Here is a 21,591-nt window from a genome sequence, read left to right on the forward strand (position 1 = left end):
ATGAGAAACAAAAAGGAAGTGCTGATTAAATGCGCACCTCGCTTTAATCAGCACTTCCCTAAATGTCCGCCTGCTATCTTGCCTGAGCGCCGCCGTTTCGAAGCGCCGACAAAAGCTCCGTCACTTCGGCACGGCGGTGATTCGGCTGCTTCGCCTGCACTTCGCTCAAATATCGTTCCGCGCCTGCCGTATCTCCTGCCGACATGCATACTTTTCCGAGTTCGACATAGGCATCCCAATTCGTACCGTCGCGCTTGATCAGTTCGGTGTACGTCGTTTTCGCGTTGTCGAACTGGCCGTCGCTCGCGTAGGTTTGCGCGAGATTCGAACGCACCGTGTTGTTCGACGGATCGAGGCGCAGCGCGTTTTGATAAAATTGAATCGCATTTTTATAATCTTTTTTTGCAAGATATGCGCTTCCGAGATTGTTGTTCGCTTCGAAACTTTTATTGTCCGAATTGTACGCTTGGCGGAAAAGCTGAAGCGCCGTGTCGACGTCGGGCGGATTCATTTCGAGGTACATTTTTCCGAGGTTGATTTTCGACTTTTCGTGATTTTGATTTAAGCGCAGCGCTTCGACGTAGAGCGGGATCGCTTCTTCCGATTTTCCCGCCTCCTGCAACATGAGCGCATAATTGTATACGACGTTCGCTTGCGCGGCATTGCCGAGTGACGACTTCGAAGCGTAGGCGCGCTTTGCATAGGTAATCGCTTCGGCATCTTTGTGCTCCGCGTACAATGTTGCGGAAAGATTGTAGTACGTCGTCGGATCTTCTTCCGTCGGACTCAAAAGCGCGAGCGCACGGCGATAACAGTTTTCCGATGCGGCGTAATTTTCCATCGCGTAGTATTCGGATCCGAGTTCACGCAGCGCGTTGCCGTTCACATCGTTTATACGGAGCACATTGTTGTACGCACTGACCGCCCCGCTGTGATCGCCCTGCTTTGAAAGGAGGCGGGCTTCTTCGAGATAGGCTTTTTCATAATTCGCATCGGTCGTCCGTGCACGGCGGAAAGAAGACAGCGCTTCGGCTTCGTTTCCCGTTCTCAAGTTTGCAAGCCCCAGATTGTATTGAGCCGGCGCAAATCGTCCGTCCAAATCGACGCTTCTCTGAAACGATGAGCGGGCGTCGCTGTAGCGGCGCGAAAGGTATTGTGCGCGTCCGAGATTGTAGTGATAGAGGGCATTCGATCGGTCGTTCTGCACCGCTTTGGAAAGTTCGTCGAGCGCTTTCGGATAATTCTTTGTGTCGAAAGCCGCCATACCGAGCACATAGTGGGAAGCGGCATCGTTCGGCGTTTTTCGCACGGCTTCTTCGGCGTAGCCGACAGCCGCATCGCGAAGCCGCCTTTTGTCCGCATCCGATGACGAGGCCTGCGAAGCGTCGTAGAGCGCGGACGCCATCTCAGAATTTTTACTGCCGGAAAAAAGCGGCTCGCCTGCGGAAATCGGAAGCATTTTTTGCGCCTTGCCGAAATGATTGAGCGCCGAATCGATTTTATTTGCCGTCAAATCGGATTTGCCCTGCGCGATTTCGGTATTTACGCCGTCGATTTCTTTTTGAATCGCACGATTTTTGCGCGCAAGTTCTTCTTCGGCTGCTTTGCGTGCCGCTTCTTCTTTTTGCTTTTGCGCCGCAAGCGCCTTTGCCGCCTTTTCGGCTTCGGCTTTCCGTTCGCGCGCCAAAGCTGCCTCCGCTTCTTTCTGCGCGGCGATTTTCGCTTTTCGCTCCCGTTCGGCTGCGGCCTCTTTTTCCCGCCGCGCGGCTTCTTCCGCATCTCGCGCCCGCTGTACTGCCGTTTTGTCGGACGAAGGCTGTGCTGCAGATCGGTCGGCAGAAGACCGTGTACTCTGATCGGTCAAAGTTTGAGCTGCCCCGTCGCGCCCGTCCGTCCGCTGCGCCGCTCCCGCTTCGGCATTTGATGAGGCTTCCCGCGTCCCTGCTCGGAAATCCGCATCCGCACTTGATGCGGCGCTTGAATCCTGCCCCTTTCCCCGCGAAAGCAATTCTTCAAGCTCTCTCTGCGTCTTTTGGGCTTCCGCCGTCCTGCGTGCAAGATCGTCTTGCACCGCCCCGTCGGCGGATTTTGCGCTCTTTAAAGCGGTCAGTTCATCGAGCAATCTCCGCGCTTCGGCATCCGACGGATTTTTTTTGAGCAGTTTTTCGAGTATGTCCTGCGCGCGATCGTAGTCGCCGCTGTCCATGTAGAGCTGAACCGAAGCGAGCGCATCGCCCTTCGCACCGGCGGCCGAACCGATCGCTCCGGATTTATTTAAAAAAAAATCGCGATAAGGGCGATGATGACTGCCGCGCAGATAATCGCGATGACGATTTTTTTATTCAATTTTTTTTCGGATTCGCTTTCGGCGGCGGCTTCGCCTACAGATTTGCTTCCGGCGGAAGAATCGGCAAACGATACTTTTTCCGTCGCGTTTTTTTGCTCCGCCGCGTGTACGGATACGGGCGTTTCGTCGAAAGTCGGCTTCGATGATACGATCGTGTCGACGGCTTTGCGAACTTCCGCGCTTTCAGGCAGTTTTGCGGAAGCCGATTTTTCACTCGCGACAGGCTTTTCCGCCGCAATCTTTTCCGCTGCCGAAGTTTTTGCACGTACGCTTTCGGAAACCGCTTTTGCCGTCTGCATTTTTGCAGAAGCTTTTGTCGACGGTTTTGCCTTTGCGCTTGTTTTTTTTGCAGCCGTTTCGGATACGGTCTTTGCCGCAGACGTTTTTACAGCCGCACGTACGCTCGATTTCGAAATCGCTTTTTTTGCAGGCTCTTTCACCGCGGTTTTAGCACTATCTTTTACAGCCGACTTTGCACTTGTTTTTTTCGCAGGCGCTTTTTCACCTGCCTTTGCGCCCGCGTTTTTCGCAGCCGGTTTTTCGACAGCCTTTTTCGTCGTCGGCGTTACCGATTTTTCAACCGATGTTTTTTTTGCCGTCTTTTTTACGGCAGCCGCTTTTTCAGTCGTCTTTGTCTTTGCCATATCCCTTTCCTTTGCTATAAAAGTTCAATTTCGAGTTTTTTAAAACTCGAAATTTTCCGTCAGTTTCGCATAATGGGCATCTCGAAAAACTCGCCTTTAGCAATTTTTTCGAGATTGCGACGAGTTGTAACTCGCGGTAGTATCGCGAGTTACAACATCGCATTTTCAAAGTTACCTCTAAAAACTGCAGTTTTTAGAGGTTTCCTAATGCCGGAATGGCGAGTTTTGAAAACAAGTAAAATCGTGCGAAAGGCAAGATTCCGGCTGCGTGCCGTAGTGAGCGCAGCGAACGAAGTTCTTGCCGCAAGCACAGTTTTATCAGTTCATAGTTTCAAAACTCGACATTCGACCTATAAAAATATCCCCTTGCAATTATCAATCGAGTTCCGGTTCCGTTTCGTAGTCGAGCGTATCTTCCGTCCCCCCCGTTATACTTTCGGCATTCGTAGACCGAAGCGAATTCGCCACATCTTCGAGCAGCTTCTTTTTACGCGCTTCTTCGGCAGCCCTTGTTTCGGCTTCCCGCCGCGCTTTGTCGGCTGCAATCCTCTCCTGCTCGGCATACATACGAGCTTCTTCCTCTCTGCGCGTCCGCTCGAGAGCGGCAGCCGTCCTCGCATCTTCTTCCCTCTTTGCAAGCTCGGCGCGGATCAGAGAGATGACACGTTCGATTTCAGTCCGCTGCGGATCGCCAGGCACCTTTTCGATATAGCTTTCGTAATCGCCGAGCGCATCCTCAAGGCGCATCCGATTGAGCCGCGCGTTCGCCCTATTTAAAATCGCTTTCGAAAAATCGGGGGAAGCGCTCAACGCAAGCGAATAACAGCTGTCGGCTTTCGCGTAATTTCCGGCAGCGAATGCGGAGTTTCCCGCATTGTATGCGAGCACTTTTTTGTCCGTACCCGAAACGCGCAATCCTCTTTCAAAGGTTGCGACTGATTTATCGTACTGCCCCGTTTGATAATACGAAAGGCCGAGATAATTATACGCGGCTGCGGACGCGATTCCCGACGAAAGCTCCCGTTCGAGAATCGGAATAGCGGACGTCGGATCGTTCGATTTAAAAAGGCGCTCTCCTTCGCTTTCGGCAAACAACCGCGCTGCAAAAAGCAGCAAAAGAATCGCTCCTGTAGCGTATCGGCTCACTTTCCGTTTCCTCATTCGATATATAATTTTTATCCGTCTCTTCATTATCGGACATTTGACAGAGTTTAATAAATCTACTAATCTAGTATACAGTACTTTATCGTTTTACAAAAGACCGTTTGATACATATTTTTCGGATACATTTTGTGCGCACTGATGCGGCGTTTTCGAAATATCGATATGCTCCGCAATCCCGCATTCCATAGGGAGGATTATTATGGAGCCGATTCAAATCGCGATCATCGCAGCACTCACAGTCTTTATCGCAGGGCTGCTGCTGTTTCTTACAAAATCCGTACTCGCGCCCAAACGCGCCGAAAATATCCTCAAACTGATAAAGCAGAAAAAACTTTTCTCAGCCGAAAAATCGGCAAAACGGATTCTCGCAAAGGATCCGAAAAATTACCTCGTCCACTATTATCTCGGCAAAGTCTATCTCGCCGAAAACAGAGCCGAACTCGCGCTCATGGAATACAAAACCGTAAGCGAAAACGCCGTATTCGGAGACGATATCGCCGAAGTTCCCTTTCGAAAAGACCTCGCCGCGTTGTATTTGAAATTCAATCAGGATGAAAATGCGCTCCGAGAATTTCTCCTGCTCACAAAGCTCGAACCGAAAAATGCCGATGCGTATTACAACGCGGCAAAAATTTACGAAAAGCAAAATCGCACCGACACCGCACTCACGATGTTCCGCAAAACGGTCGCCCTCGATAAGCGCCGCGCCGAAGCGCACGCTTCCCTCGCCCTCCTTCTCGCAAACGCCAAACAGTTTGCCGAGGCGAAAAAGGAAATCGATCTCGCCCTTTCGCTGAACCCCGAAGCGTATTCGAATTACTACTATCTAGGAAAGATATTAAAAGAAAATAAAGACTACGCGGGTGCCGTCAAAGCGTTTGAAAAAGCTCAGCGCAATGCGGAATACCGCGCCCGCTCGCTCATCGAACGCGGTATCTGTCTCATGCTCGCAGGCCGTCCCGACAGTGCGCTCATCGATCTCCAACGCGCCGTCGAACTCGATAAGGCAGGCGTAAAACAGGAAACGCTCCACGCACGCTATTATCTTGCCGCATGCTTTGAAGCGATGCGGCAAATAGACAAAGCGATAGCGCAGTGGGAAATCATCTACAAAAAAAATCATACGTTCCGCGATGTCGCGGCAAAGCTTTCCAAATACAAAGACGTGCAGACGAACGACGCGCTCAAAGATTACCTCACGTGCGCCAACGAGGATTTTACCGCCATGTGCGCAAAGTTCGCTCAAAACGCACTGTCGTTCGCAGTCCAGCGTGCCGATGCAACGAAGTGGGGATGCCAAGTCATCGCGACGGAACGAGGCGGCGGTGACTGGATGAACGTGAGAAAGCAGTTATACTTGTTGCGCTTTTACCGTGCCTCAGATCCGCTCGAAGATTCCGTCGTAAGGCAGGCGCTCGACGATCTTAAAGAAGCGAACTGTTCGCGCGCGTATATTTTTTCGAGTTCCGATTTTTCCCGCAGCGCGCGCGCCTTTGCGGAAAACAGACCCGTCGAACTGATCGGCAAAGAGCAGCTTGAACAGGCACTCAAAAAATCGGGCGTATAAAAGGAATACAATGAAAATACTCTGCGTTTCGGACATGATCGATCCGCTCATCTACAATCAAAACGCTTCGTCGCTGTTTTCCGATATCGACATGATTTTATGCGCCGGAGACCTGCCGATGGATTATGTGGATTTTATCGTATCCGTGTTCAATAAGCCGACGTATTTTATTTTCGGCAACCACAACTTAAACGAATTTCACTATTATCATTCTGGTGTTCCCGCTCCTGCGGAAAAGCGTGGAGAAGTAAAAGGACACGGGGCAGCCTACTGCGGTTTCCGCGTCATCCGAGATAAAACGCTTTCATTTACCGATCTTAAAACGGGGAAAAAGACGCCGCTGCTCATCGCGGGAGTTTCCGGCTCGCGGAAATACAACAACGGTCTCAACCAATACAGCGAAGGAGAGATGAAGCGCCGTCTCATCGGCATGATCCCTTCTCTTTTATGGAATAAACTGCGTTACGGCAGATATCTCGACATCTTTTTGACGCACGCGTCTCCGAGAGGCATCCACGACAGAGAAGACCCGTGCCATGTCGGATTCGAATGCTTCAACTGGTTTATAAAAAAATTTTCGCCCGCCTATCTCGTGCACGGACACATCCACCTCTACGACATACGTACTCGCCGCGTTACCGAATCGGGAGCGACGACGGTCGTAAACGCATACGCGCATTACCTCATCGACTTTCCGAAAACCGAAGGTGCGCAATGAACGGAGGATTGTTTTCGCTGCAGACGGATGAAGATTTCAATAAGGCGCACAGCAAAGCGCTCTTCAACGAAATACAGCATTTTTTAAATCCCGAAGAAGCATCCCTCATTTCGTTTGCCGAAATCAAATCGATTTTAAAACCGAAAGACGAAATCTACGTCGGTTTAAAAACGATCCCTATCGACAAAATCGTCGGAAGCGAAGGCCGCTATAAAGATTTCGATAACCGCTTTTTTCCGAAAAGCGGATTTTTGCGCGAACGGTGGAAGCACGTCGATGCGGCGCAATACGAATCGATCGTCCTGCCGCCGATAAAAGCGTACGAGCTCGGAGGACTTTATTTTGTGCGCGACGGCAATCACCGCGTTTCGGTTGCAAAAGCGCGCGGCATCGAATTCATCGACGCGGAGATCGTTTCACTGCAGAGCGAAATAAAATTAAAGCCCGCCTATACGCTGAAATCGATGATAAAAGAGATTATCTCCTACGAAAAGCGGGTGTTCTACACCGAAACGAATTTCGGAGACATCACCGATTTTTGGTCGCTCGATTTTACGTCAACCGGACAGTACGACATCATCTACAATCACATACTGACCCACAAAGCGTACATCGAAAAAAAACAAAGCTCCGACATGACGATGACCGATGCGATCATGTCGTGGTTCGAAGACGTCTATCTTCCGATAATCAAAGCGATAGACGATCGGCGCGTCATGCGTTATTTCAAGCAGCACACGAAGAGCGACCTTTACGTGTGGATCATGCGGTATTGGGAAGAGCTGCGGAAAAAATTCGGAGAGGACGTACAGCTCGACGAAGCGGTGCAGTCCTTTACGCGAAGCAAAAGGATAGGTTTTACCGCCCGCATAAAAAACGGCATCGAGCGTATCATGTTCAAACGGAAAATAAAATAAATACAACAAAATCGTACGAAAATATCACGTGTCCGCGATAAAATAAAAAATAAAATCGTCACCTTGACTGCTTACCGCTTCAATGGTACAATCTTCAGTTATATCGTATCAGTATGCGGAGTTAAAAATTGTATTTGATTGATTCTTTTGTACATATACCGATTATCGCGGCGGAGGTATTGCTCGCAGTCCTCTTCGTGTTGCTCGCCGTCATACGGTATCGCAATACGGCGAAAGCGAGTTTCGTGCTTTACATCGCGCTCGGCATCCTTTTTGCAGGTCTTATCTATACGCTCCGCTTTTCACGCAGCGTATATCTCGTTATCGCCATGCTCGCTGCGGAATTGCTCGTACTGCCCTATTTCATCATCCTCTCATTCGGCTTTCCCCGAAAGCGAGAAAAAAAAGAAAAGCCGGAGACGCACGTCGAAGCCGAACGCGATTCGCTTGCAACCATATCGTACGAAAAAAAATTCGACGCGAATGAAGATTTTGCGACAAAGGCGGCAGAGCTTTTTTCGCTCGACAACAGCTTAAGTCAATTTCTCGACTATTTCAATGCGAAGCTCACTGAAGCTACAAAGGCCGACGGCTGCGTTATCCTCCTGTCGGACGAGTTCGACAACTTTCTCACCGTCCGATCCATGACCGGATCCTTTCCTTCGCCCTACCGGCTGCCCGATACGCTGCCGCATAAACCCGTGCGGGTCGAAGCGAATTTCCGCTACATGCAGTTTCAGCTTTCCGACACGATTTTCGGCGAAACCGCTTCTTCCGGCGAAGCCGTACTTATAAAAGACGCCTCTCGCGATCCGCGTATTTATCAAAACGGTCCGGAAGATTTCCTCGCGTGCGGCTCCTACATCTGCGTTCCGATCCGCATACAGGGCAGGACGGTCGGCGTTTCGGCTCTGTCGCGGGCTCCGAAAAAAGAAGGCTTTTCCGAAATCGATTTCGAACGCGCAAAGACGCTCACCGATGCGGCCGCTTCCGCACTCCGCTCGCTTTTGAGCTTTCTCGACTACAGCGAAAAACGAAGCCTCACGGAAGAAGGCAATACGGCGGCAAAATTCCAAAAAAAGCTCATCCCCGAAAAGATACCCGAAATGCTCGGCGTATCGCTCGGAGTATGGTCGGTGCAAAACGAAAACGTATGCGGGGACTATTACGATATTGTGCCGGTGAAAAAAGACCGTACACTGTTCGTTATGGCAGATGTCGTCGGAAAAGGCATGAATTCGTTCAGCGTCATGGTGATGATCCGCACGATGTTGCGTATGATAGCCGCGACTCCGCAAAGCCCCGCTGCTATTCTAAAATGGATCAACCGCGGACTCTGCGCCGAAACCGCCATCGAAGATCACTTTGCGAGCATCGCCCTCATCGATTACAATCCTTTAACGCGGAAAACGCAGCTTTCAACGAGCGGCATCAATCCGGTACTCGTCTATAAGGCAAAAACGGATGAGGTCTCCCAGCTGTCTAAACAGAATGAACCGCTCGGAGTCGAAAAAACGTCGGTATTCGAAGATATAACCGTACAGCTCCAAAGCGGAGACATTCTCGTAAGCTGTACGGACGGCTTACTTGAATCTCTGAGCGAATCCGGTGTACAATATTCGGCAGCGCGCCTCATGCAAGTTATAAAAACGAATCATGAACTGTCAGGTGCTGACATTGCCGAACGGGTAAAAGCGGATGTACAACTTCATTCGGGTACCGCCCAACAATATGACGATCAAAGCCTTTTGATTATAAAAATTCGGTAAAACAGGAAGGGATATCTATGGAACTGAAAATCCGGAAAAACGGCGACATCTACATCATCGATGTAAACGGAGAGATGGATCTGTATAATTCATACAAGCTCAAAGAGCTCGTCATGAAGATGCTGGAAAAAAACGTCAAATTCTTTGTCATCAATTTGGAACAGGTCGATTATATCGATTCGTCGGGGATCGGTGCGCTCATCTATATCTGTTCGACGATCAAAAAGATGAACCTCCACCTTTCCATTGCAAATATCCACGGTTCGGTAAAAAAAGTCATCGAATTGACAAAACTGACGGGGTATTTTCCGATCGCAAACAGCATTGAAGAAGCGCTCGAGATGGTCAAAGAATAGCGTATTTTGTACTTGCAAAGCGATACGGAAAAATCGATTTTGAACATAGCGCTTTAGCGTGGAAAATATGCCTCATACGCTCAAATTTTTTATACGCCCGTTTATACCAAAGGAGTTTGCCCTATGGCACGCGAAGAAGAAATAAAAGAACTTCACTCGGACGACAATGACCCCCTGTTCAATACGGAAAATATGCTTGTAAAAACCTTTCCGTCCGATTTCAGACAGATAAGATATTTTACGCTTCTGATCGTCCAGTCGGCGCCGACGGAAATCAGAGAGCTGAACCTGCTCGAACAGCAGATAAGCGAAGTGATCAAAAACGCAGTCAAACACGGCAATCACTGCGACATGAATAAAAAAGTGACGGTCTGGTATTCGTTCAGTCCCAGTCACGCCCACCTCATCGTACAGGATGAAGGCGAGGGTTTTAAAAACCTTGAAAAATGGAACGAATTCAATCGCAAGAGAATCGAATGCCTGCACACGCAGAATTTTGAAGACCTCGCAAACTACGTTTCGTTCCGAACGGCATCGAGCGACGAGCACGACGGCGGAAACGCCCTCTTTGCGGCGGTCGAATATTGGAACGGCGGCTTTGTCTTCAACGGTAAACGCAACGCCGTCGCAATGCTGAAAAAGTTTAAGCAAAAACATCACGCCATTCACTGACGCGAACCAACGACACGCAGATACGGGAAGCCGCCCGAAAGGCCGATATTTTTTGCAAAAGAACTTGACAAAAGCCTGCAGCGTGAGTATCTTTAAAAGGATTCCGCTAATCGGGGGTGCACCGGTTTCGACGGATACGGGAAAGCTTGTACTGCAGGTAAGGCCGCGTTTCCTTTGAAAACGCAAAAAAACATAACTGCCAAACGTGAAGAAGACTTCGTGTCTGAAGACGAACAGTTAGCTCTTGCTGCGTAAGTGGCGACTTAAAGAGCCGGAAACCCGTCCGCACCGCTCCGAGCTGTCGGGATTTCCGTCGTAAACCGGAGCTTGCTGTGCGCACTGTCCGATATGCGCGCAGGACATCTATCGGAATACGGAGCGGACACCTGCTGTGCCGTTAAACGCTCCCGACAATCACCCCGCACAGCTACGCCTGTAGATGTACCTGTTTTACGTACCCGGACGGGGGTTCAATTCCCCCCACTTCCATTTTTCAGGGAATTATCGGTTCTGTAATTCTTTGTGGTATAAGAAATTACAGAGCCGTGAAAAATATAACAAAGCCCGTGTATACAGAATGTATACAAAACGTCCGCAAAAAAACGATGGGACGATATAGGGAACACTTTACTCTTTATGCCCGCCGGCGAAAAAACGGCGCAAAGGTTTGGTATTATAAAACCTACTCGCCCGATGGAGTACGCACGTGCGGAAAATCAACCGGCTTGGAAAGCAAGGCGAAAGCCCGCGCGTACTGCGAAGAATTATTCAAAAAAGGTAAACTCTGGGGCGGTTCGTGCAAGCTGTTTGGCGATTTTGCCGAAGGCTTTTTCGACGAAACGAGCGCATGGTTCCGCGATCGAATGTCTTGCGGAACGGAAGACTGCCCTGCGCTCTCACAATCGTATATAAAAACAATTCGGATGCACCTAAAGGCGTATATCCTGCCGTTTTTCCGCGATTGCAAAATGGAAGACTTGCGACCGTCGTTGACGAAATTATTCCGCGTCGAATTACTCGAAAAAGGATTTCGGACAGAAAAAGGCGCTATTCGCCCGCTCGCCCCGAAAACAGTAAACAATGTCATATCGACATTCAAACTGATTACGGATGCCGCGCTCGCCGACGGCATAATAATGTTCGATCCGCTTCGGACGATAAAACCGCTCAAAGGTAACGAACGCCCGCGCGATATGTACGATATGGCGGAGTTGAAAAAAATCGTTACAACGGTAAAAGACACCCGTTTATACGTCCCTGTACTTATGGCGATCTGCACGGGAATGAGAGCATCCGAAGTGCTTGCCGTCCGTGCTGAAACACTGCATGAAAATTATATCGATGTCATCGATCAAGTATACAACGGGCAATATGTACCGTTAAAAACAAAAGAAGCACGTAAAATACCGATATGCGTCGAATTACACGATTTGATAATTAATAATTTTCCGAACATGACATACCCACAATTGAGCTGCGAGTTTCGAAAGGTGATTTCATCGGCAGGGCTTGAGGACGAAAAAAAGAAACGCGGTTTATGTTTCCATTCGTTCCGTCATACATTTAATACCTACCTGCTCGCCGAGAATGTTCCGCCGCATAAAGTCGCGGCGGTTATGGGACACTCGTCGGGTGCGGGAAGTATGCAAGAGCGCTATACCAACTGGCGCGCGGAGATGATGCCAGAAGTGTATGCGGCGCAGGAGAAATTATTAAGGGATATTATGACGGAAAATAATTATTAATTTTATTTTAGCTTTCGTTTTATCATATATTTATGTAGTCTTATCCAAGTAACACCTAATTTTCGTGCAATTTCTGATTTACTCTTACCCGCGAGACGTGCACGGCGTATTTGTCCGCCTTTACCTGTTAATTTATAATGGCTTGACGCTTGCCCTTTTCTTCTGCCAATATGCTTGCCTGCTTTTCGTGCACGTTCCAGCCCTTGTTTAGTCCGCTCTGAAATCAATATCCTTTCTATTTCCGCCGATAGACCAAATGCAAAAGCTAAAACTTTCGACTGGATATTATCGCCGAGTTCATATCCCTCTTTTATTGCAATAACTTTTACCCCGCGATCCAAAAGATATTGTAAAACATCTAAAATCATCATAAGGCTTCGTCCTAGACGTGATAACTCCGTACAAATTATGGTGTCATTTTTCTGTACTGTCGATAACAAAGTGCCTAACTTTCTTTTTGCCGGCTTTTTTATGCCGCTGATTGTTTCTGATACCCATTGCACATTGCATAATCTATGCGTTTGACAATAAGAGCGTATCGCTAGCTTTTGATTTTCACATACCTGCTTACCTGTACTTACCCTAATATAACCGTATACCATATACGCCTCCGCGTAATTATTTCATGCAATAAGATTAAACAATAATTTGTTTTATGCGGTTTAATAAAAAACGGACGAATTAATTAAACAAGGTCAAGCGACGGCAGTAAATGGATTAAAGGTTCTTGTAGCTGGAGAACATGCTCATGCAATAGGATCCAGTGATAGTGGCTCTGGAGCATTTCCAAGAGGCTATTATTCCACACAACATTCTGTTTTATCAGGATATGCAGGAAATCATTATCATTCATTGTCCGGAGATACTGAAACAAGACCCACTAACTATACTGTCAATCTCTGGCTTCGTACCGCCTAAGCAATACGCAACCATAGTTGATGTGTAAAGTTAGTAGGTCGGGTTTCATTATCATTGCTTCCCAAATAAATGTTGTCCTGGGCGGTCTTTAATGGTATTCGATCGCCGTAAGACACTTTGTTTTCTTGAGAAGCATCAAGACGATTTGTGTCCTTCGAAGAACCACCCCAACTTGAATGGGCTAAATCCACTTTATGATTATGTCCAGCAGTGGTGTTTGCCATACCTGTACCATCATACCTACTATTGAGCCACAAACCGTTCTTAGCAGTTGCGTCTTTCTGTTTAATTAATTCGTCCGTTTTTTCTATAAACGCCGCCGCGTTACCTCCCGTCGCGCGGAAGAACGCTCCTGCATACTGCTCTTGCAACGCCCATTTTGTGCAGACGAATAAATCTTGCGGCGCTTCCTGTTGCGGATATTGTACATACACCTCTCCGATGCGCGGACACGATAACCCTTCCCATTTATTCCCGTTCCAAATGACTGTCTGTATCTGTCCCGCCTGTAAGGTTGAATCTCCGTCGCGCGCTGTAGTGCCACGTATAGTATGTATCTTGCCAGTTGTATTAATAATTTTTACTTCGATACCTGCATACGATCCATCGCCGATTGTTAATATTATTTGCTCGGGTGCTGTAATTGCAATCGTCTTATCAAAATCTATTCTGCCGATGTTCTGTGATACAGATATAGATAAACGTTTTTCGGTTTCAATTTGTTGCTTATTTGCATTCCATATAACAGCCGCCCCATTCTCCATTTCTGCATCTTCCGAGCGTAATACAATCGGACGCGTACCATTATTATTTCCAGCTCTCGCTGTTCCGTTTTTATCAAATCCAATGATATAATCTTTTTCTCCGTCACATTTATTTGCTTTCAGCCCCGAAATCTCGTTATTGTTTAATATACCAGACACACCGTCGCGAACGCTGACAATATTATTTTTTATATGTACGTTTGAAAATTGTGCTTTACCGTTTCCCTTTTGTATAATATTTCCGGCAACCGTCAATTTTTGTAAATCAACGACACCGTTTACAATAGTATCGACAGCTTTTTTAATGATATTTTTTATCGCAGCAATAACTTGACCTTTGCTTCCGTCAGCTTCTTTTCCGTCTTCACTGATTACCGCGTTGAGTTCATCCTCTACTACTGCCAAGCCAGTATTTAAGTCGGTGATACACTTCGAATTTTTATGCCACGCCCAATTCAGCCATTCGGCAGGCAGTACATCTGCCTGTTTAAATCCCGATGCGTATTTTACAGCGTCAGGCGTGGCTTTGACGGCATTTTCTCCGAATATTGCATATTTATCAAAAGTCTGTGTTTCAATCATTTTTTATTAACCTCCTGATGTTATTAAAACTTGCGGCGATGTAGTCGTACGATAAAATATTTGTGTCAATATCCAAATATTTTTATAGCCGATATCTTTATTAAAATGCACATTAATATCTTTGTTTGTATCAAATTTTATTACATAGTCTTTCGAAATAACCGATACAATCTTATCAACACTCGCAAGCGTTATACCGAAACGTTTTAATACGGCAATCGATTTTAAAAATTTTCGATACATTCCTAAATCCATAAATCCGGTATCGGTATACGATATAGTCGATAACTGTCCACCGAGATTATCACCGACAGTCGATAATCCAATACTTAGATCGGTCTCGAGTGGCAACCCGCCAAGTAATAAAATATTTTCCGCATTAAATCCCTCCGGCACTAGAGGACGAATATATCCGATAATGCGTCCGATATTCTCAAGTTCTTTTTCGTCGGCAGTATCGATCGACAACTTATAAATATAATTCTGTATAAACTCCGCTTCGGCAAATTCGCTATTGATTGCCGCCCCGAAAGCGCTGATAACAGATCCGTTTATTTGTGCAGGATAGTATCGATTTACCGGTATCATTTACACCCCTACCTGCTCGATTGTAATTGTTGCGTCCGATATGCGTGGGATAGTATTACAATCGACTTCGACAACGCTCTCCCATTTTTTACCGTCGATACTTACTTGCGTATATGCGACTTCTGTGTATGTACAATGCACAAACGGCGCACTCGTCAAAAGCTGTGTAACGCTATCACCGATTCTCCAGTTTGCACTCGCAGTGATGAGATCGCGTTTGATTTGATTTCTGATATGCGTACCGTTATCCGCGTCTTCGGTGAGCCATACTTTTACAAAAACTTGTTTTTCACCGGCAAGATCGTAATATATCGGTATAGACTGCCCGCTCGCCGTCGTCCAGTTTTGGACTTTCGCAGGATTATCCATACCGGGTATCGACGGCTCTCTGTTTATTACCGATATGACATTATCAATCGTTTCGACGAGTTCATTGATTCCCGCCTGCGGGACTTGTACCGCCCCGACTTCGATACAAGTAAATGTTATTTTCTTTTCCGTACCGGCGGTGATCGTTACCTGTTCCGACGATTTAAACGTATGACCTTTATAGACAACTGTCGTACCGCTCGGTATTACCGCGTTTCCTGTACTTGCCGCACCGATCGTAATACCTACGGTTGAGTACGTACCTTTTGCGATCGGAGAATTTTGTGTCGGAGCACTCATATACCCCGCGTAGGTCTCGGCTATTTTGTCGGAGTTACCGTGTATGACGATATACGCAGTTCTCGGTTGCAATACTACACCGCCTGTCAGCGTAATCGCGGTTTTTGTATTGTAATTAAAAAATATTCGCGCATACGATACGCCAGTTAAACTCTCGAGCGCGCCTTTACATCCGTCGAGCGAGTATTTTATCGTATCGCCCAATACAAGCCGCCGACGCAGCGCGTTTGTCGTTTCTGCCTCTATGCCTGGAATACTCGATTCGAGGTTTTCCACACTCTCTAAATTAATAATCTGTCTGTCAAACGATTTGATCTCTCCCGAGAGTACGGCAACGGCTCCGATTGTATCGCAAACGGTATCGATGATTTGCGTACTTCCAGCACTGATAACAGCCTTTTCCTTTACGATAAAATTGACATCCTCATAAGGCGCTTTTGTACCGGCAGGGATAATACAGTCACCGGACGAGCTCGCCTGTACCGTAAGACGCAGTGTCGAGTAACTGCCGGGATTTCGTGCGACAGCGGCAATCGGCAAAAGATTTTCAATCTGCGCATCATCGCAGATTTCAATATTGAGCGAGTTTATCGCACGCGACAATTTTTCATCATTGTCGGCAAAACGGTTTCCATCTCCGAGTGCAAGCAGATAGAGCGCGTTGTCATAGCTTTTTTTCAGCTGTACGATTTTACCGTCCTTATCTTTAATACCGTTTTGCTGTAAAAGCGTGTTGACGCTATCGATTATTTTATCGGCATGCTCGACCGTTGTTTTCGGTCGCCATGTTTCGCCGTTTATTTTAAAGCTCACGTGCCGCATCCTCCACTTTTAATTTCCCTACACTCATAGTCAGTTTGCCGTTTTCAATATTGTACTTCGGATAAAATGTTTCTTTTTCCGTAAGTCGTAAACTTTCCCGTACATAAAAATCGAGCTCACCGAAAGTCAGCTTTTGCGTCAAAAAATCCGTCCACGGCACGCCTACATCGGGAAGCTGCGGAACAGTTCCGCGAATTAAAAAACCTGCCTGCGTTGCCGCCTGTAATTCTTCCTCATCTCCCGATACGATCGGAACAATACCGTCGATGACTTTACAATCCCATGTTATCCCGCTTGTCGTAATATCTTCAGCACGCATTTTTAAATCCATTTTATCCCCCCGTTACGACTGTCGTTGTCTTTGCCGCACCTATATTTATAGTCATCGGAGTAACCGGTGGAGATGATGGACTGCTGGGTGCGGCACAGGTATGTGTATGAGTATTTAAAAGCACAATAAGATTATTAAGAGCCGTATTGAGTTCCGCCCACGTTACAAGCTGTTTACTGTTCCCGTTGAGCTCTATTTTTTGCTTTGCCTTTATTTTATGATTGTTGCATTCAAACTCTATATCATCTTCCGCCGTAACGGATAATTTTCCTTTTTTGATTTCCGCTTTTACTTTTGCCTTGTTGTTAAAAACGCACATCGGGAGAGCCTTGAGTGTTTCCCTGCTGTAGTGCAAATACGACTTTGTTTCTTCGGGTGATGTTATATCCCCCGTCTTTGCTACAGGTGTTTTCAGTCCGAGTAGCAACACCTTATCGCCTTTTTGTATATCCCACGTAAGCGAAAAACCGGTACCCGATAGCGTCAGCACTTCGATGTTTTTCGTTTCCATTTCCGGCAATGTCTCTCCGTTCATCATTTTTTGCTGTTTTGCGTGCAGTACGTTTATCGTTTTATCCGCATTTATCGCTTTGATAATTCCGTAATCAACGATAAAAAAATTCCCAAGTATCGCCTCGATTAAATCGCGATCGGTAAAGCGTGTTACTGCATTCAAAAAATTATTATTCATGCCGACCTCTTATCCGCTGCTATGCCTTCGATTGTCATTTGATTTGCGCTCCCGACTGTCGCAAAATGAAATTGCAGTGAGGTGATCTCAATACGAGATCGTTCCTGTCGAAAATTTTTAAGATATTCCGTCGATTGGTAATACGCCGAATTAAACGTTACAATATCGCCGGGCTTTAATATCGGGTTCCACGGCGCGCTGATTGTTGCCGAGGCAAGCATACTCTCCGATCCCGCCTTGATAATAGGCGGCGCGGAAAGATAAGGAAGATCGATTTCAGCGCCAGGCGATGTTCCGGCTTCTTTGTATGCTACAAATGTACCGCTATCGATCGTAATATGCACACCGTCAAAACTTCTCTCAAGGTGCGCGATTGCATCTTTACACGCGCCCTGAAACTGGAACGATTCTTCCGATACCTCTTGTATCGCAGAACTTACTACGGGAGTTTTTAATCCGAGCGGCTTTGATATTTGCGCAAGTGCCGTTTGCAGGGTATATCCTTTGTCGAGGTTTATATCGACCGTTTTTGTCATCCACTCTACAAATTGCCCGAACATACAGTGTACAACCGTCGTACTCTCCGGACCAGGCGATTCTTGGTGCATGTACGCGATTGTCGATTCGAGCATAATACGCCGTTTATCCTCATAGCCTGCATATACACGGAGCTTTTTTGCACTTGATAAAATACTGTCGATATAAAAGTTTTTTACGGTTATATCAAAATCATTCGGGATATCCCGCCCGTACATTGCGCCCGTAAGTGTGATATTCGGTTTTCGCCCATGTGTCGGGCATTTTATTTGCGCAACGATCGCATCGTTATCATTGAGGAAATACAAATCAATAATTTTATTAAAGTTTGCTATTCCCATTTTATTAAATAAAGCTCCGTCAAAAAAAGTGCGTTATATCCGATTTCGGGAAGCTGTGTTTTAAAAATAAATCCGTAATCGCTGTTTCCCGTTCCCGATACGACATTCGGATATACCCCAGCCTTACGCATTATCCCGTTCGGCAGTGTTATCCAGCAGTTCCACCGACCATTAAAAAATCGAAAAGCAAATGTAAAATTACCTGCTTCCGTAATACAATCGAATGAAAAATTCTCTTGCATCTCTGTTGCAGGAAATGGAATACGCTCAAGTGATTTAATCGCTCTCATATACATATAGTCATTTTTACTTTATGATAACTTATTTATTTTAGTTTTATTTCCGATACTTATAAAAAGCAATCTAAGGAGTAACTTATGAGTACAGACGTCGAAATTAAATGTAAAGCTATTGAGGTAGTCTTAAAACTAGTAGAATTGCACGAATTACGTTTTCAGCACGGTAACGATTATACCGTAGAACAAGTAACCGAGCAATTTTTAAAAGCTGTAGATTTAATCGCGGCAAAAATTAAAGAGCCTCAAGACAAAAAATAATTATCCTTTACATTTACAGGGCATTATGCCCTGTACTTTTCTAATAGGTTAATACCATAATTTTCAATTCACCTGCACTCCTTTTAAACGTATAATCCCACATTCTTGCGCCATACTTTTCACAAACAGTCCGTATCTCTTCAAGCAATTTTACAGCATCTACTTTCTTTTCTTTTTCTTCTGCCATAATTATATCTCCAAATAATAATTTTAAACAAAAACGGCGATCGTACGGGTGCAAGTGCGCACGACCGCCGACGCAACGTTGCCGCTGCGTTAATTTTTACCGTTCGCGGTTTCCGATTTTTTATCAAATAAAATACCGAAAATTACCGTAAGAGCCGCGAGTATCGCGCCCGAAACCGTTTTAAAAATATTTTGCGACAATCCGCCGATACAACACAAAACCCCGCCAATTACCGCAAGTACGATAATGACAACCGTTTTCCATGAAAAATTGTTTTTTTCTTTCGCGGTCTCTACCATAGATATGACAACCGCAGCAAGCCCGAATGCGGCAAGTGCGATTTCAATTACGGTTACGCTCGGGATTTTGACAAATTGCGCGGTTACAACAGCCGCAGCAAAAAGCAACATCCCAATAAATCCAATAATTTTATACTTCATGTTTTACCTCCACATATATAGTCATTTTTACATTTTAATTTACGCTCATGTGGAGTGAGTATATTTTGTGAGATTATTTTACCAAGGTACAGAGAATATTGAAAATTTTAATTGTGATACAATTTATCTAAGATATTTTTTTACCCATGATACAGCTTGATCAAAAGCAAGTTGAAACGGAATACTTTTTTTATTGGCAGCTTGTTGTACGCTATCTTTGTAAAGCGAAACTCCCTCAACCCCTGATTGCTTATCATCTTTATTCATGAGTTCTTTAAATTTCTCTTGTTTATCTTTATCAAAATATTCTTCAAATAATTCTTTCGAAAACATCAAGTGCTTAAATAATTCGTCATACTCAAGCGTTTCACCTTCACCTACAAGGCGATAATGGCTATCCTCAAGTTCTGGGATTTTTTCTATTGCCGCATCTTTATTATTCAAAGCGCCATAGAATCTATTCAAAGCATCCATATTCAAATCATCGATTTTATTACGAAGACGATCTGACAAAATTTTATTTCGCTGATTCTCATCGTTTACCGTGGTAATTAAATAAAGTAATGCCATAAAATGACAAAACTCATGTACACCTACCATTTTTACTTTTTCTAGAGATATATCATTATAAAGAGATTCTTGTAAAACAATATAACATTTAATAATATTATTGTTCCCTTGCTGACAAAAAAACATACCTCCAGATTTATCGAGATTTGCTCGTAATACAATAATTACCCATTTGTCAACATCAAGCATATCAATATGGTCAAATTCTGCAAGGTATACGGTTCTTTGAGTATTTTTATTACGGAAACTTAGTTTTTTTAATATAGGACGAAAAAGACGGATCGCCACACCAATATCGGTACGATACGCATTTATAGGTGTCATTCATTCCCACCGAATTTAAAACGGCGATCTCTTTTTTCTTGCTGCAGTTCTTTTATATGCTTGTACATATCTTCGTCGGTATTATCGTTTCCGTATGCTTCAACGGCATTAAGGGCTGTAATTACATCATCTTTTACGGCCATTCCCGCACTATCAAACGAAATAATATTTAATTGTTTAAATCGTTCTTCAATATTTACATCTTTCATACCGTGCTCCTTTATCACAAAATCATTGATATAAGGGATTTTGTTGCCCCTCGGTATTCTAAGACATTATACATTAATTATCTAAGTATAACTCATTCTATATATAATAGCAATCATCGGCAATAAAAACAAAACTTTATATATGTTTTTATTTGTTTGTATATATAATATTACATTTTATTGATTCTTGCAACAGTTTTATCTTCTATGCCGCATATCCGCCGGAGATCACTGCTTTGATTACATCTACCGTAGATTTTGCAGCAACTACGGTTCCGACGGCCGCCGTGTAGCCGATGTTGCTTCCGCTTTTAGGCTGCGCCGCTTTGCCCGATTGTGTCATATTCGATAAAAAGTCATCCATAACGTTTATCTCTTTTAACGTCATCGAAAACGGTGTTTTATTACGGCAATCCGATTTTGTGTTTATCGTCAAGCTCTTGATAACGACGCGTCGGTAAATCTGCGCATCGATATCCTTATAAATCAAAACATACCCCTGCTGATATGCGTTGCGGATAAGCCACGAGTTGAGAGCAACAAACGGAGTATAGAGATTTGTCGGTTCGAGCGCTGCATTACCCGGTATGTAACCCGTCAAATTCCACGTCCATGATCCCGGCGCAACATTATCGGCGACGTTTTTCTTTCCACCGGCAGTAATCAAAAGGCTTTCGCTTACTTCGGCGTTACCCGTCTGCTGGTGTGTTTCCGTTTCAAGCGGGATTGCAAACGGCGCGCCTTGCGAGAGGCCGTCTTTGGTGATACTCGGATTGATGAGCATAGGGGCATCAAGCAGCGTTTTTACAAGATTGAGCGCCGTCGGGTTCCCGTTTACAATAAGCTGTGATAATCCGTCCATATAAAATCCTTAATAATCCTGTTCATGCGGAACGTAAACAACAACCGTTTTATTCTCTATAAAATTTTCATATATGTAAACTCGCGTATCATCATTGTAATCATAGATATGAACGATTCCAGTATTGACATCTGGTTTTTCTACGATTGGAAATTCATATGATGTTACACCATCATTCTCATATGATGATGATAACCAATATAAAAATTCTTTTTGAAGCTCTATTTTATCTATATTGGTTTTATTTTCTTCATCCTCTTTTGTTCCAATAATTATCGTATCTACTAAACTATTAAAATT

25 protein-coding genes and 1 other RNA gene are annotated in these 21,591 nt (G+C 45.3%); 9 read left to right on the forward strand and 17 right to left on the reverse strand.

Annotated elements, in window-relative coordinates:
• Window positions 1-73: 73 nt before the first annotated feature.
• The 3 genes from H9I36_RS07160 to H9I36_RS07170 all read right to left on the reverse strand — a co-directional run bounded on the left by H9I36_RS07160 (window position 74) and on the right by H9I36_RS07170 (window position 4,107).
• Window positions 74-2,317, reverse strand: a complete 2,244-nt coding sequence (locus tag H9I36_RS07160) for a tetratricopeptide repeat protein (RefSeq protein WP_370586958.1) — start codon at window positions 2,315-2,317, stop codon at window positions 74-76.
• On the reverse strand, window positions 2,275-2,991 hold the full coding sequence (locus H9I36_RS07165) for a hypothetical protein (RefSeq protein ID WP_187384684.1): 717 nt from the start codon (window positions 2,989-2,991) through the stop codon (window positions 2,275-2,277). Before H9I36_RS07165 ends, H9I36_RS07160 begins: the two co-directional genes overlap by 43 nt.
• Window positions 2,992-3,366: 375 nt before the next feature.
• On the reverse strand, window positions 3,367-4,107 hold the full coding sequence (locus H9I36_RS07170; RefSeq protein ID WP_187384685.1) for a tetratricopeptide repeat protein: 741 nt from the start codon (window positions 4,105-4,107) through the stop codon (window positions 3,367-3,369).
• A gap of 247 nt (window positions 4,108-4,354) precedes the next feature.
• Here H9I36_RS07170 and H9I36_RS07175 point away from each other — a divergent pair, with 247 nt between their 5' ends.
• The 8 genes from H9I36_RS07175 to H9I36_RS13065 all read left to right on the forward strand — a co-directional run bounded on the left by H9I36_RS07175 (window position 4,355) and on the right by H9I36_RS13065 (window position 11,899).
• The gene (locus H9I36_RS07175) at window positions 4,355-5,722 is read left to right on the forward strand and encodes a tetratricopeptide repeat protein (RefSeq protein WP_187384686.1); all 1,368 of its coding nucleotides are present in this window, start codon (window positions 4,355-4,357) and stop codon (window positions 5,720-5,722) included.
• Between the two features lie 10 nt (window positions 5,723-5,732).
• Entirely contained in the window at window positions 5,733-6,440 is a 708-nt protein-coding gene (locus H9I36_RS07180; protein WP_187384687.1) for a metallophosphoesterase family protein, read from the forward strand.
• Window positions 6,437-7,357, forward strand: a complete 921-nt coding sequence (locus tag H9I36_RS07185; protein WP_187384688.1) for a transcriptional regulator — start codon at window positions 6,437-6,439, stop codon at window positions 7,355-7,357. The genes H9I36_RS07180 and H9I36_RS07185 overlap by 4 nt, the downstream gene beginning before the upstream one ends.
• Before the next feature lie 134 nt (window positions 7,358-7,491).
• Window positions 7,492-9,126, forward strand: coding sequence for a PP2C family protein-serine/threonine phosphatase (locus tag H9I36_RS07190; RefSeq protein WP_187384689.1), 1,635 nt, complete (start codon window positions 7,492-7,494; stop codon window positions 9,124-9,126).
• A 17-nt stretch (window positions 9,127-9,143) separates the two neighbouring features.
• Entirely contained in the window at window positions 9,144-9,482 is a 339-nt protein-coding gene (locus tag H9I36_RS07195) for an anti-sigma factor antagonist (protein ID WP_187384690.1), read from the forward strand.
• A 123-nt stretch (window positions 9,483-9,605) separates the two neighbouring features.
• A complete protein-coding gene (locus tag H9I36_RS07200; RefSeq protein WP_187384691.1) occupies window positions 9,606-10,154 on the forward strand; it encodes an ATP-binding protein in 549 nt (182 codons plus the stop codon).
• A 112-nt stretch (window positions 10,155-10,266) separates the two neighbouring features.
• Window positions 10,267-10,646, forward strand: a transfer-messenger RNA (tmRNA) gene (gene ssrA / locus H9I36_RS07205).
• A 74-nt stretch (window positions 10,647-10,720) separates the two neighbouring features.
• Window positions 10,721-11,899 carry a tyrosine-type recombinase/integrase gene (locus H9I36_RS13065; RefSeq protein WP_187384692.1) on the forward strand — a complete coding sequence of 393 codons (1,179 nt, stop codon included), beginning with the start codon at window positions 10,721-10,723 and terminating at the stop codon, window positions 11,897-11,899.
• Window positions 11,900-11,901: 2 nt separating this feature from the next.
• Here the strand turns inward: H9I36_RS13065 and H9I36_RS07215 are convergent, their stop codons facing one another.
• From H9I36_RS07215 to H9I36_RS07250, 8 genes are all read right to left on the reverse strand, one after another.
• Window positions 11,902-12,501 carry a recombinase family protein gene (locus H9I36_RS07215; RefSeq protein ID WP_187384693.1) on the reverse strand — a complete coding sequence of 200 codons (600 nt, stop codon included), beginning with the start codon at window positions 12,499-12,501 and terminating at the stop codon, window positions 11,902-11,904.
• 312 nt (window positions 12,502-12,813) lie between these two features.
• A complete protein-coding gene (locus H9I36_RS07220) occupies window positions 12,814-14,163 on the reverse strand; it encodes a hypothetical protein (RefSeq protein ID WP_187384694.1) in 1,350 nt (449 codons plus the stop codon).
• A 6-nt stretch (window positions 14,164-14,169) separates the two neighbouring features.
• Window positions 14,170-14,751, reverse strand: a complete 582-nt coding sequence (locus H9I36_RS07225; RefSeq protein ID WP_187384695.1) for a hypothetical protein — start codon at window positions 14,749-14,751, stop codon at window positions 14,170-14,172.
• On the reverse strand, window positions 14,752-16,233 hold the full coding sequence (locus H9I36_RS07230) for a baseplate J/gp47 family protein (RefSeq protein WP_187384696.1): 1,482 nt from the start codon (window positions 16,231-16,233) through the stop codon (window positions 14,752-14,754).
• Window positions 16,223-16,573, reverse strand: coding sequence for a hypothetical protein (locus H9I36_RS07235; RefSeq protein ID WP_187384697.1), 351 nt, complete (start codon window positions 16,571-16,573; stop codon window positions 16,223-16,225). The genes H9I36_RS07230 and H9I36_RS07235 overlap by 11 nt, the downstream gene beginning before the upstream one ends.
• Window position 16,574: 1 nt before the next feature.
• Window positions 16,575-17,264: a hypothetical protein gene (locus tag H9I36_RS07240; protein ID WP_187384698.1), complete on the reverse strand. Its 690-nt coding sequence runs from the start codon at window positions 17,262-17,264 to the stop codon at window positions 16,575-16,577.
• Window positions 17,261-17,800: a hypothetical protein gene (locus H9I36_RS07245; RefSeq protein ID WP_187384699.1), complete on the reverse strand. Its 540-nt coding sequence runs from the start codon at window positions 17,798-17,800 to the stop codon at window positions 17,261-17,263. The genes H9I36_RS07240 and H9I36_RS07245 overlap by 4 nt, the downstream gene beginning before the upstream one ends.
• A gap of 332 nt (window positions 17,801-18,132) precedes the next feature.
• Window positions 18,133-18,432 (reverse strand): hypothetical protein, encoded by a 300-nt coding sequence (locus H9I36_RS07250; RefSeq protein ID WP_187384700.1) that lies wholly within the window; start codon window positions 18,430-18,432, stop codon window positions 18,133-18,135.
• 87 nt (window positions 18,433-18,519) lie between these two features.
• Between H9I36_RS07250 and H9I36_RS07255 the strand changes: the two genes are divergently transcribed.
• Window positions 18,520-18,699, forward strand: coding sequence for a hypothetical protein (locus H9I36_RS07255; protein WP_187384701.1), 180 nt, complete (start codon window positions 18,520-18,522; stop codon window positions 18,697-18,699).
• 40 nt (window positions 18,700-18,739) lie between these two features.
• Here the strand turns inward: H9I36_RS07255 and H9I36_RS07260 are convergent, their stop codons facing one another.
• From H9I36_RS07260 to H9I36_RS07285, 6 genes are all read right to left on the reverse strand, one after another.
• Window positions 18,740-18,886: a hypothetical protein gene (locus tag H9I36_RS07260; protein WP_187384702.1), complete on the reverse strand. Its 147-nt coding sequence runs from the start codon at window positions 18,884-18,886 to the stop codon at window positions 18,740-18,742.
• A gap of 89 nt (window positions 18,887-18,975) precedes the next feature.
• Window positions 18,976-19,326, reverse strand: a complete 351-nt coding sequence (locus tag H9I36_RS07265; protein ID WP_187384703.1) for a hypothetical protein — start codon at window positions 19,324-19,326, stop codon at window positions 18,976-18,978.
• 123 nt (window positions 19,327-19,449) lie between these two features.
• Window positions 19,450-20,220: a hypothetical protein gene (locus H9I36_RS07270; protein WP_187384704.1), complete on the reverse strand. Its 771-nt coding sequence runs from the start codon at window positions 20,218-20,220 to the stop codon at window positions 19,450-19,452.
• On the reverse strand, window positions 20,217-20,429 hold the full coding sequence (locus H9I36_RS07275; protein WP_187384705.1) for a hypothetical protein: 213 nt from the start codon (window positions 20,427-20,429) through the stop codon (window positions 20,217-20,219). The genes H9I36_RS07270 and H9I36_RS07275 overlap by 4 nt, the downstream gene beginning before the upstream one ends.
• A gap of 205 nt (window positions 20,430-20,634) precedes the next feature.
• Window positions 20,635-21,291, reverse strand: coding sequence for a phage baseplate protein (locus H9I36_RS07280; RefSeq protein ID WP_187384706.1), 657 nt, complete (start codon window positions 21,289-21,291; stop codon window positions 20,635-20,637).
• 9 nt (window positions 21,292-21,300) lie between these two features.
• Window positions 21,301-21,591, reverse strand: a 291-nt coding sequence (locus tag H9I36_RS07285; RefSeq protein ID WP_187384707.1) for a hypothetical protein, incomplete at its 5' end; no start/stop codon positions are given.

It is taken from the genome of Treponema sp. Marseille-Q4130 (assembly GCF_014334325.1).
Classification (GTDB): Bacteria; Spirochaetota; Spirochaetia; order Treponematales; family Treponemataceae; genus Treponema_D.

Excerpts from the sequence above, each read along its gene's own strand:
- H9I36_RS07165 (WP_187384684.1), bottom strand. The coding sequence starts at position 2,991 with ATGGCAAAGACAAAGACGACTGAAAAAGCGGCTGCCGTAAAAAAGACG.
- H9I36_RS07175 (WP_187384686.1), top strand. The coding sequence starts at position 4,355 with ATGGAGCCGATTCAAATCGCGATCATCGCAGCACTCACAGTCTTTATC.
- H9I36_RS07180 (WP_187384687.1), top strand. The coding sequence starts at position 5,733 with ATGAAAATACTCTGCGTTTCGGACATGATCGATCCGCTCATCTACAAT.
- H9I36_RS07185 (WP_187384688.1), top strand. The coding sequence starts at position 6,437 with ATGAACGGAGGATTGTTTTCGCTGCAGACGGATGAAGATTTCAATAAG.
- H9I36_RS07195 (WP_187384690.1), top strand. The coding sequence starts at position 9,144 with ATGGAACTGAAAATCCGGAAAAACGGCGACATCTACATCATCGATGTA.
- H9I36_RS07200 (WP_187384691.1), top strand. The coding sequence starts at position 9,606 with ATGGCACGCGAAGAAGAAATAAAAGAACTTCACTCGGACGACAATGAC.
- H9I36_RS07215 (WP_187384693.1), bottom strand. The coding sequence starts at position 12,501 with ATGGTATACGGTTATATTAGGGTAAGTACAGGTAAGCAGGTATGTGAA.
- H9I36_RS07220 (WP_187384694.1), bottom strand. The coding sequence starts at position 14,163 with ATGATTGAAACACAGACTTTTGATAAATATGCAATATTCGGAGAAAAT.
- H9I36_RS07225 (WP_187384695.1), bottom strand. The coding sequence starts at position 14,751 with ATGATACCGGTAAATCGATACTATCCTGCACAAATAAACGGATCTGTT.
- H9I36_RS07235 (WP_187384697.1), bottom strand. The coding sequence starts at position 16,573 with ATGGATTTAAAAATGCGTGCTGAAGATATTACGACAAGCGGGATAACA.
- H9I36_RS07240 (WP_187384698.1), bottom strand. The coding sequence starts at position 17,264 with ATGAATAATAATTTTTTGAATGCAGTAACACGCTTTACCGATCGCGAT.
- H9I36_RS07245 (WP_187384699.1), bottom strand. The coding sequence starts at position 17,800 with ATGACAAAAACGGTCGATATAAACCTCGACAAAGGATATACCCTGCAA.
- H9I36_RS07250 (WP_187384700.1), bottom strand. The coding sequence starts at position 18,432 with ATGAGAGCGATTAAATCACTTGAGCGTATTCCATTTCCTGCAACAGAG.
- H9I36_RS07255 (WP_187384701.1), top strand. The coding sequence starts at position 18,520 with ATGAGTACAGACGTCGAAATTAAATGTAAAGCTATTGAGGTAGTCTTA.
- H9I36_RS07260 (WP_187384702.1), bottom strand. The coding sequence starts at position 18,886 with ATGGCAGAAGAAAAAGAAAAGAAAGTAGATGCTGTAAAATTGCTTGAA.
- H9I36_RS07265 (WP_187384703.1), bottom strand. The coding sequence starts at position 19,326 with ATGAAGTATAAAATTATTGGATTTATTGGGATGTTGCTTTTTGCTGCG.
- H9I36_RS07270 (WP_187384704.1), bottom strand. The coding sequence starts at position 20,220 with ATGACACCTATAAATGCGTATCGTACCGATATTGGTGTGGCGATCCGT.
- H9I36_RS07275 (WP_187384705.1), bottom strand. The coding sequence starts at position 20,429 with ATGAAAGATGTAAATATTGAAGAACGATTTAAACAATTAAATATTATT.
- H9I36_RS07280 (WP_187384706.1), bottom strand. The coding sequence starts at position 21,291 with ATGGACGGATTATCACAGCTTATTGTAAACGGGAACCCGACGGCGCTC.